At 71.4% G+C, this 8,309-nt stretch carries 10 protein-coding genes and 1 pseudogene; 4 read left to right on the top strand and 7 right to left on the bottom strand.

Annotation, left to right across the window (positions count from 1 at the left end):
- The 6 genes and pseudogenes from B9G38_RS12455 to B9G38_RS12425 form a co-directional block, all read right to left on the bottom strand.
- Window positions 1-377 (bottom strand): MFS transporter (locus tag B9G38_RS12455; RefSeq protein WP_143415439.1); only part of this gene is annotated, 377 nt, incomplete at its 3' end.
- A 149-nt stretch (window positions 378-526) separates the two neighbouring features.
- Window positions 527-799 carry a hypothetical protein gene (locus B9G38_RS12450; RefSeq protein ID WP_049932405.1) on the bottom strand — a complete coding sequence of 91 codons (273 nt, stop codon included), beginning with the start codon at window positions 797-799 and terminating at the stop codon, window positions 527-529.
- 92 nt (window positions 800-891) lie between these two features.
- Window positions 892-2,283 (bottom strand): signal recognition particle protein Srp54, encoded by a 1,392-nt coding sequence (locus B9G38_RS12445; protein ID WP_049932406.1) that lies wholly within the window; start codon window positions 2,281-2,283, stop codon window positions 892-894.
- A gap of 371 nt (window positions 2,284-2,654) precedes the next feature.
- Complete coding sequence (locus B9G38_RS12435) at window positions 2,655-3,131, bottom strand: PIN domain-containing protein (protein ID WP_086216211.1); 477 nt, start codon at window positions 3,129-3,131, stop codon at window positions 2,655-2,657.
- A pseudogene (locus B9G38_RS18810) lies at window positions 3,128-3,328 on the bottom strand (AbrB/MazE/SpoVT family DNA-binding domain-containing protein); the annotation flags it as partial. The pseudogene B9G38_RS18810 and the gene B9G38_RS12435, both read right to left, overlap by 4 nt.
- A 12-nt stretch (window positions 3,329-3,340) precedes the next feature.
- Window positions 3,341-4,210 carry a pantoate kinase gene (locus tag B9G38_RS12425; RefSeq protein ID WP_086220573.1) on the bottom strand — a complete coding sequence of 290 codons (870 nt, stop codon included), beginning with the start codon at window positions 4,208-4,210 and terminating at the stop codon, window positions 3,341-3,343.
- Window positions 4,211-4,356: 146 nt separating this feature from the next.
- Here B9G38_RS12425 and B9G38_RS12420 point away from each other — a divergent pair, with 146 nt between their 5' ends.
- From B9G38_RS12420 to B9G38_RS12405, 4 genes are all read left to right on the top strand, one after another.
- Entirely contained in the window at window positions 4,357-4,866 is a 510-nt protein-coding gene (locus B9G38_RS12420) for a zinc ribbon domain-containing protein (RefSeq protein WP_086220572.1), read from the top strand.
- Between the two features lie 122 nt (window positions 4,867-4,988).
- Window positions 4,989-5,906, top strand: a complete 918-nt coding sequence (locus tag B9G38_RS12415; protein WP_086220571.1) for a phosphatase PAP2 family protein — start codon at window positions 4,989-4,991, stop codon at window positions 5,904-5,906.
- A 71-nt stretch (window positions 5,907-5,977) separates the two neighbouring features.
- The gene (locus tag B9G38_RS12410; RefSeq protein WP_086220570.1) at window positions 5,978-6,463 is read left to right on the top strand and encodes a FlaD/FlaE family flagellar protein; all 486 of its coding nucleotides are present in this window, start codon (window positions 5,978-5,980) and stop codon (window positions 6,461-6,463) included.
- A complete protein-coding gene (locus B9G38_RS12405; RefSeq protein ID WP_086216208.1) occupies window positions 6,460-7,512 on the top strand; it encodes a hypothetical protein in 1,053 nt (350 codons plus the stop codon). Before B9G38_RS12410 ends, B9G38_RS12405 begins: the two co-directional genes overlap by 4 nt.
- Window positions 7,513-7,541: 29 nt before the next feature.
- Here B9G38_RS12405 and B9G38_RS12400 read toward each other — a convergent pair.
- Window positions 7,542-8,309: shikimate dehydrogenase (locus B9G38_RS12400; RefSeq protein WP_086220569.1), on the bottom strand; the 768-nt coding region annotated here is incomplete at its 5' end.

The raw sequence follows: 8,309 nt of genomic DNA, 5'->3' as shown, positions 1-8,309 counted from the left end.
ACGCGGGCGATCAGCCGCACCGAGACGGTCTTGTGGACGCCCGTCCCCGCGCCGATGACGAGCATCGCGGCCACCAGCGCGGCGAAGGGGGCGTCGACCACCAACGCGAGCGACCCCGCGCCCGCGACGAGCGCGCCGGCGACGATCACCCGTACCGGACCCACCCGGTCCGCGACCGCACCGCTCGGGAACTGTAACAGCGCGTACACGATCATGAAGCCGGTGAACGCGGTCCCGACGGTCGCGTTGCTCACGCCGTAGGCGCCCCGGATCGACTCGAACAGCGGCGGGAAGAGGTACCGGACGAACTTCCCGAGGAACCAGACGAGCGAGACGAGGAGGAGGGCGTCGTACTCGCCGATTCGACGGGAGCGCATCGGGCGTCCTTGCCCGGTCGACGGCATAAAAGGTCTGAAGCGTCGGGCGGCCCGCGGTCACGCGGCGTGTGGGCTCCCGTCGCCGCGTTGCGTTCTCTGTACTCGTGCCGCGTTACCTGCCGCCGCGAGGGCGAACGCCGGCGCGGGCGCTATCCGCCACCGCCGCCGTACGACCCCTTCTGCGCCTCTAGCTCGCCCTCGCGACGGCCGTCGGCCTCGTCGGCGTCCGACGGCGGTTCGGCGTCTCCCGTCGACCGGCGGACCGCGAGCACCCACCCGAGGCCGTACGCCGCCGTCCCGCAGGCGACGCCGCCAGCCGTCCCGAGGGCGGACGCCCCGGCGAGCCCCGAGAGGACGGCCACCGCCGGACCGCCGAGGAGGGCGTATCCGAGGTTGTCGGTCACCACGTCGCGCACGGTCACGCCGGCCTCAACTCGCCCCCGTCAGAAGTGTTTTGTCGTCGCCCCGACCGGATGGAGCGGACAGCCGCACGGGAACCGCCTCGCGGCGCCGCTCAGAACGGGCCCTTGCCGCCGCCCATCATGTCGCCGAGGCCGCCGCCCTCGCCGCCCATCTTCTTCATCATGCGCTGCATATCGCCCTCGCCCATCCCTTGGAACTGGCTGATCGTCTGCTCCATCATCGAGTGCTGTTCGAGCAGCTGCCGGACCGTCTCCTCGTCGGTGCCCGAGCCGCGGGCGATGCGCTCCGTGCGCGACTGGCCGACGACGCGCGGGTTCTCGAGCTCCTCCTCCGTCATCGAGTCCATGATGCGCTCGAAGCGGCGCATCCGGTCTTGGGTGACGTCCATCGCGTCGTCCGGGAGCTCGTCCATCATCCCGCCGCCGAGCCCCGGGATCATGTCCATCACCTGGTCGAGCGGCCCCATCTTGTTCATCGCGTCCATCTGCCGTTTCATGTCCTTCAGGGTGAACTCGCCCTGAAGCATGTCCTCGGGGTCCCAGTCCTCGTCCTCTTCCTGGGTCTCCTGCATCGCGCGCTCGACGCGCTCGGAGAGCTGCTTCAGGTCGCCCATGCCGAGCAGCCGGGAGATGAACCCCGACGGCTCGAACCGCTCGATGTCCTGGACCGTCTCGCCGGTCCCGAGGAAGGCGATCGAGGAGTCGGTCTCGTTGACCGCGGTCAGCGCGCCCCCGCCCTTCGCGGTCCCGTCGAGCTTGGTGATCACGACGCCCTCGATGCCGATCGACTCCTCGAACTGTCGGGCCTGCTCCTTCGCGCCCTGCCCGATCGCGGCGTCCAAGACGAGCAGCGAGCGGTCGGGGTCGACGACGCCTTCGATCTCCTCGATCTCCGCGATGAGGTCGTCTTCGAGCGCGTGCCGCCCCGCCGTGTCGACGATGTGAACGTCCGCGTCGGCCGTCTCTTCGAGGCCGGTGCGGGCGATGTCGACCGGGTCGTCGTTGTCGGGGTTCCCGTAGAAGTCGACCTCCGCGCGCTCGCACATCTGCTTCGCCTGGTCGTACGCGCCCGGCCGGAAGGTGTCGGTCTGGACGACCGCGGGCCGGAGCCCCTTCTTCGAGAACCACCACGCCATCTTCGCCGCGGAGGTCGTCTTCCCCGACCCCTGGAGGCCGGCGAGGAGGATCGTCTGGTTTTCTAAGGGGAGCTCGGTCGAGTCGCCGACCAACTCGACCATCTCCTCGTAGACGATCTTGAGGACGTGGTCCTTCGCCGTGGTGCCGCCCGGCGGCTCCTCTTCGAGCGCGCGGGACTTGATCGAGTCCGACAGCTCCATCACGAGGGAGACGTCGACGTCGGCGGACAGCAGGGAGCGCTGGATCTCCTTGACGATCTCCTCGACGTCGCTCTCGGAGAGTCGGGACTTCCCCTGGAGCTTGTCGAGGCTGCTCCGCAGGGACGTGCCGAGGTCGTCGAGTACCATTTGCCGGAGCTAGGCGGGCGACGCGGTAAAGCTTTGTTCGTCGGCGGGCGCTGCGAGGAGGCCGCGTCGAGGGCGGCGACTGGGACCTCGACGGGAGAGAGCGGCTTCGAGAGACGGCGGTGTACCGGTCGTCGCGATCGGACGGGACGGGGAGATACAACTGTGCGAGGGGTTCCACCGGGCGGCGGTCGCGTCCGTGTTCGAACTCGACGAGATTACGGTGAACGTCCTGTGTCGCCACGAGGAGTGACAACGGATCCGGGACCGGATCGCCTCCGATCCGTCCGCGGCCCGGAGTCAAGAACCGCCGATCGAACCCCGCGAACACCCGGACTTGCGGGACCTCTTTCCGGACGAAACCCGGTAACCGATCACGCGGGAGACACGGTCAGCGACGGGAAGTACGTCGAGTAGAACTCCTCGTCGAAGCTGACCAGTCCGTCGCAGTCGACTGCGGCGTGCGCGCCGATGAGGAAATCGGCGGCGACGTGCTGGCGCGGTGAGAGCGACTTGCCGCACGCCTCGCAGTCGACGGACCGCTTCTCACCGCACGCGGGACACTGGATTCCGTCCGGACGGCGGTCCACGTATTCCCGGAACCGCTCGCCCGCGGCGAAGCGCGCCTCGCGTGAGGGTTCGGTCACGTCGACGCTGAAGTCCGCGAGAAAGCGATCGAGGTCGGCGGCCGATGCGAAGCGGCCGTCGGCCGCGAGTTCGGCGTAGACGACGGGCGCGGCAACGACCGCTCCGTCTCGATACGCGCGCCTGAGCGCCGCCCCGCTTGCGTCAGCGCGTTCGTCGTCGTACAGCAGCCCGAGGAACGCGTTCGTGTCGACCGCCGTCGTCACGGGTCGGCACCCGTCGTCCCGCCGTCGGAACCCTCGTCGGTTTCTGGTGGGCCATCGACCTCTCGCGGGTACTCGCCGCGGAGTCGACGCATCCGCTCCGGCATCGTCTGGTTGCTGTCGGCGCTTCCGCGATGCTTCTCGAAGGGGTCGTCGCTGTCTTCTGTGGTCGTCGCCCGCTTCTGGAGCCGATACTCGGATCCGAGGCGCCCTCAGTCGTCAACGAGCCGCGCGCCCGCGGCGTCGATCCGGCAGGCCTCGGGGTCGTAGCCCGCGTCGGAGAGCCCGGTGCCGAGCGCGAAGACGGTGCGGCCGAGCATCGCCATCGCGGCCTCGCCGCCGGCCGCGTCGACCGCGTCGATCGCCTCGGCCACCTCGGGAACGAGGAGATCAGCCTCGCCGGCGAATCCGCGGGCCGCGTCCATCAGCGTCGGGAGCCGCGGGTCCGCCCGAAGCCGGTCGAGCGCGTCCTCGCCGGCCGCCGAGAGGGCGTCCGTGTCGCCGCCGAGTACCTCCTCGGTCGACAGCTCGCCGAACGTGACGTACTCGACGCGCGCGCTCGCCGGCACACCGTCGAGCTCGCCGACGCCCGGCGCGCCGGGTTCGAGCCGGACCGGGACCCCGCCGCGCGCCTGCGCGACCACGTCGCCGAGGCCGGTCCCGCGGTCGACCTCCGCGGCGTGGGCGACGCGGACGAGCTCGTTCTCGGAGCGCCCCCGGTCGAACGCGTCGTTCGCCGCGAGCGCGGCCCCGAGCGCCGCGGCGCCCGAGACGCCGAAGCCCGCGCCGATCGGGAGGTCGGTCTCGACCGCCACGTCGGCGGCGGTCGCGTCCAGTTCGGCGAGCACGTCGTCGACCGCGCCGATCGAACCGACCTCGCCGTCGATGGTCGTCTCCCCAGCGGCGGCGGCGTCCGCCACCGTGTCCCCGTTGTCCGCCGCCGACACTCGGACCGTCACGCCGTCGGTGAGCGTCACGCCCGCGCCGCGCGACCCGGCGACGGTCGGGTCGTCGTCGCGGTGCGCGCTGAAGAAGGCGGTGACGTGACCCGGGACGAACGCGGTCGCCCGCTGGCTGCTCATGTCGCGGCCGACGACCGGGCGGCGATTAACGGTTGTTATCCGCGACTGGATCCCCGGGGCGTCCGAGCGACGACACCGACCGCCCGGCCGCGGTCGCTCGGTGCGACACCGCAGGCCTAAGTACGGGCCGATCGAACCCGGGCCGTATGCGAAGCCAGTTGCGTCCCGTCCTCGCCGCCGTGCTCGCGCTGGTCCTCCCGGGGCTCGGCCACCTCTCGCTGCGCCGGTGGGGCCGGGCGCTGCTGTGGCACCTGACGATCATCGGCGGCGGCGTCGCGCTGTTTGCCCTGTACGACGTCGAACCGGTCGACCCTCTCGCCGACCCCGCGGCGGTGTCGGCCGCGGTCCCCCCGGACGTGGCGCTGCCGATCGCGCTCCTGTCGCTGCTGTCGGCGCTCGACGCGTACCTCGTCGGCCGGACCGTCGCCGCGGAGCGCGAACGCGCCGCCACCGCCGAGGCGATGCGGCGTCAGGTCGAGCGCGCCGACGGCGACGACGGGGCGGGAGCCGGTCACGCCGCGCCGGTCGCGGCCGTGAGCGGCGGGGACGGCGAGGCCGTCGACGTGACCTGTCCCAACTGCGGCAAGGAGATCGACGCCGACCTCGAATTCTGTCACTGGTGTACCGAGCCGCTCCCGTGGGCAGAGTCGGACTGAGTCGACGGGGCGGTGCGGAGCGCGGCGGTCGTCGGAGACGCGGACCGACCCACCGCTACCGAGGGAGTAATACCGGTCCGGTCCTGGCCTCGTACCGACGGATGACGGGTGAGACGTAGTCGATGATCGAGCAACTCCCGGTCGAGTTCCTCCGGCTCCTCGGCGTCGTCCTCGCCGCCGTGGTCGCCGCGTTCGCCGCGCTGCTACCGGCGTGTGTCGGCCGCGATCGAGTCCGGAGCGTCCTCGCGGACCGCGAACTGCTCCGCGAGCGCGCGCGCAGAATCGCGCCGTACGTCGGCGGATTCGCGCTCGTGCTCGCCGTCAACAAGGGCCTGCTTCGACGGCTGGAAGCGTTCTCGTTCGAGTACGGCTACCGCGCGACGACTGCCATCTACGCTGTGGAGGGCGACCTCGTGGCCGCGATACAGGACGCGATCCCGCGGGCCGCGGTGTACTACTTCGGACCGATATACGTCGTCGGCTACGTCGTGTTGCTCTCGTTCCCGCTCGTGGCGTACGCGTTCGCCCGGAATCTGCGACCGCTGAAGCGACTGATCGCGGCGTACGCGGTCAACTACGCGTTCGCGATCGCCTGCTACGCCGGGGTCGTCGCGTACGGTCCGCGCAGCTACCGCGACGTGCCCGGTGCCGACCAGAGCGCCGCGAGCGTCGAGCCGCTCCTCCTCGACTGGTTCCGCGGCGTGACGCGGCTGACGGCGCGAGTGAACGTCGAGACGAACGTCTTCCCCTCGCTTCACACCGCGCTGTCGGTGACGGTGCTGCTCGCGGCCGTCTTTACCCACGAGGAGTTCCCGCGGTGGACGCCAGTGGCCGCGTTCCTCACCGCGAGCATCGTGGTGGCGACGATGTTCCTCGGGATCCACTGGGCGACCGACGTGGTCGCCGGGACCGCACTCGCCGCCGGCAGCGTCGCGCTCGCGAACGCGTCGTCGACTGAGCGGCCGCACACGGTCCGCGCACGAGCGCGCGGCGAGCGCTCCCGGCGCCGGTCGTGCCACCACGACGTTTCTCACCGCTGATAACCGAGGCCTAACTATCATATGACCCCGCCGTGAGGATTCAGGTACGGACGCGAACGACGGACGGAAACATGAGTCTGAATCCACGACGATACGACGTACGGGAGCTGCGCCGGATCGCGGACGCGCCGCGAGACGGTGCGGACGGGGCGCCTCGGGAGCGGGCGCTCCGGCGGCCGAACCGGAACCGAGCCGAGCAGGCGGCGCGCTCGGCCGCGTTCACGGAGCTGCTCCAGCGTCAGCGTGGTGCGCGGTTCGACGGCGACGACCCCGCGGATCGGCCGTACCTGACGGCGATCCCGGCGTCGCCCGCGGCGGAGCGAGAGATCGGCGAGTGGCTCGGCTACCTCGTCGACGTCGGCGGCCACGTGCGGAGCCGGGACGCGCTGTCCTACTACGGCGAGCTCGACTGGGTCGGCGACGACGCGGTCGCGGCGCTTTCGCGCCGGCTGGAGGGGTTCGACGCCCCGACGCGCGACCGGCCGTTCACCCCCGCGGACCACCGGATCAGCCTCGTCTCCATCGTCCGGATCGCTTCGTGTGCGAGTGACCAATGAGCGACGACGAACCCACGGACATCAACGAATCGGACGAATCGGCAGCGGTCGGCGTAAAACTCGGCAGCACCCGAACGGTGCTCGACGTTCCCGACGGGCGGGGCGGACGGGAGCGCCACTCGGTGCTGACCTGTCTGGCGACCTACGAGGACGCCATCACCGGCGAAGAGAAGGTGCTGTTCGGCGAGGAGGCCGCGGTCGAGTACCCTGACCGCGTGCGCTTCATGCTGCGGTCGGGCCTCCCCGAGGACGACGACAGCGTCGCGGACGCAGAGCGCTTCTTCGAGGCCATCGTAGATGCCTACGACGTGCCCGAGGACAGCGCGGTCGTCTACGCGGTGCCGACCATCGACAACGAGGCGGGCGTCGAGAACCTCAAGTCGGTGATCGAGGGCTCCTCCATCGGCCAGGTCGAGACCCGGAGCTACCCCGAGTCGCTGTGCGGGGCGATCCCCGCCTACGGCGACGACCTTGACGCGATCGACGAGGTGTTCGTCTCGGTGAACCTCGGGTCGACGACGATGGAGGCGTGCGCCTACCGGCGCGGCGAGCAGCTCTCGCCGTTCTCGACCGGCTCGGTGACGGGTAACGAGGTCGACCGCCGGATCGTCGCCGCCGTCGAGGAGGAGAGCCAGGGCCGCGTCCACATCGACCGGACGACCGCCCGCGAGTATAAAGAGGAGCACGCGGACGTGTACGACTTCGAGCCGTTCACGGACGTGATCCAGCAGCCGGGCGGCGGAAGCCACGAGTTCACCGTCGACCGGGGCGTCCGCGAGCCGGTCGACCGGTACATCGACGAGGCGGTCGACGTCGTCGCCAACGAGTTCCTCCCGGAGCTCGCGAACGACCACATGAAACCATACCAGCTGGCGCTCGGGCGCCCCCTCGCCGCAACCGGCGGCATGGCGTGTATCCCCGGGCTCACCGAGGAGTTCGAGAAGCGCCTCGCCGAGGAGCTCGACCGCGACGTTGAGGTCGTCTCCCCCGACAGCCCCGCGACCGCGGCCGCGGAGGGCGCGGCGCGGATCGCGGAACGGCTGGTCTGAGCGGCGAACCTCCCGTCCCGAACCCTTCCTTACTCCAACGCAGCCCGCAGCGCCGCGTTCATCGCGTCGACCGGCGCGTCCTCGGCGGTCCAGATCTCGAACGCCTCGACGCCCTGATACAGCAGCATCCACGCGCCGTCGACGGTCGTCGCGCCCGCGGCGGCGGCCTCCCGCAGCAGCCGCGTCTCGACGGGCGCGTACACCGCGTCGAGGACCGCGAGGTCGCCGTGGAGGTGTTCCGCGGGGACGGGGGTCTCGTCGGGCGCTTCCATTCCGACGCTCGTCGCGTTGACCAGGAGGTCCGCGGCGGCGACGCGCTCACCGAGGTCGTCGAGGCCGCCGCCGGTCGCGTCCGGAACCGCGTCGGCCAGCTCGACGGCCCGCTCCGCGGTGCGGTTCGCGACGTGGACCGTCGCGCCCGCGTCGGCCAGCGCGAACGCGGCCGCCCGTCCCGCGCCGCCCGCCCCGACGACGAGCGCGTCTCGCCCGTCGACCGCCACGTCGTGGTGCGCGAGCGCCCGGGTCACCCCGGCGGCGTCCGTATTGTGGCCGCGCGGCCGGTCGGCCTCGCCGGCCCGGACCGGCCCGTAGTCGACCGTGTTGACCGCGCCGATGCGCGCGGCGAGCGGGGCGGCGTCGACCGCGTCGAGGGCGTCGCGCTTGAACGGCACCGTGACGTTGAGCCCCGCCACTCCGAGGTCGGCCGCGCCCGTGATCGCCGCGGCCGCGGCGTCGGCGTCCGGCTCGAAGGTGACGTACCGCGCGTCGAGGCCGAGCGCCTCGTAGCCCGCCTCGTG

The sequence above is a fragment of the Halorubrum sp. SD612 genome (genome assembly GCF_002135005.1).
This window is presented reverse-complemented; position numbering and strand designations above follow the sequence as displayed.

Excerpts from the sequence above, each read along its gene's own strand:
- B9G38_RS12445 (WP_049932406.1), bottom strand. The coding sequence starts at position 2,283 with ATGGTACTCGACGACCTCGGCACGTCCCTGCGGAGCAGCCTCGACAAG.
- B9G38_RS12425 (WP_086220573.1), bottom strand. The coding sequence starts at position 4,210 with ATGAGCAGCCAGCGGGCGACCGCGTTCGTCCCGGGTCACGTCACCGCC.
- B9G38_RS12420 (WP_086220572.1), top strand. The coding sequence starts at position 4,357 with ATGCGAAGCCAGTTGCGTCCCGTCCTCGCCGCCGTGCTCGCGCTGGTC.
- B9G38_RS12415 (WP_086220571.1), top strand. The coding sequence starts at position 4,989 with ATGATCGAGCAACTCCCGGTCGAGTTCCTCCGGCTCCTCGGCGTCGTC.
- B9G38_RS12410 (WP_086220570.1), top strand. The coding sequence starts at position 5,978 with ATGAGTCTGAATCCACGACGATACGACGTACGGGAGCTGCGCCGGATC.
- B9G38_RS12405 (WP_086216208.1), top strand. The coding sequence starts at position 6,460 with ATGAGCGACGACGAACCCACGGACATCAACGAATCGGACGAATCGGCA.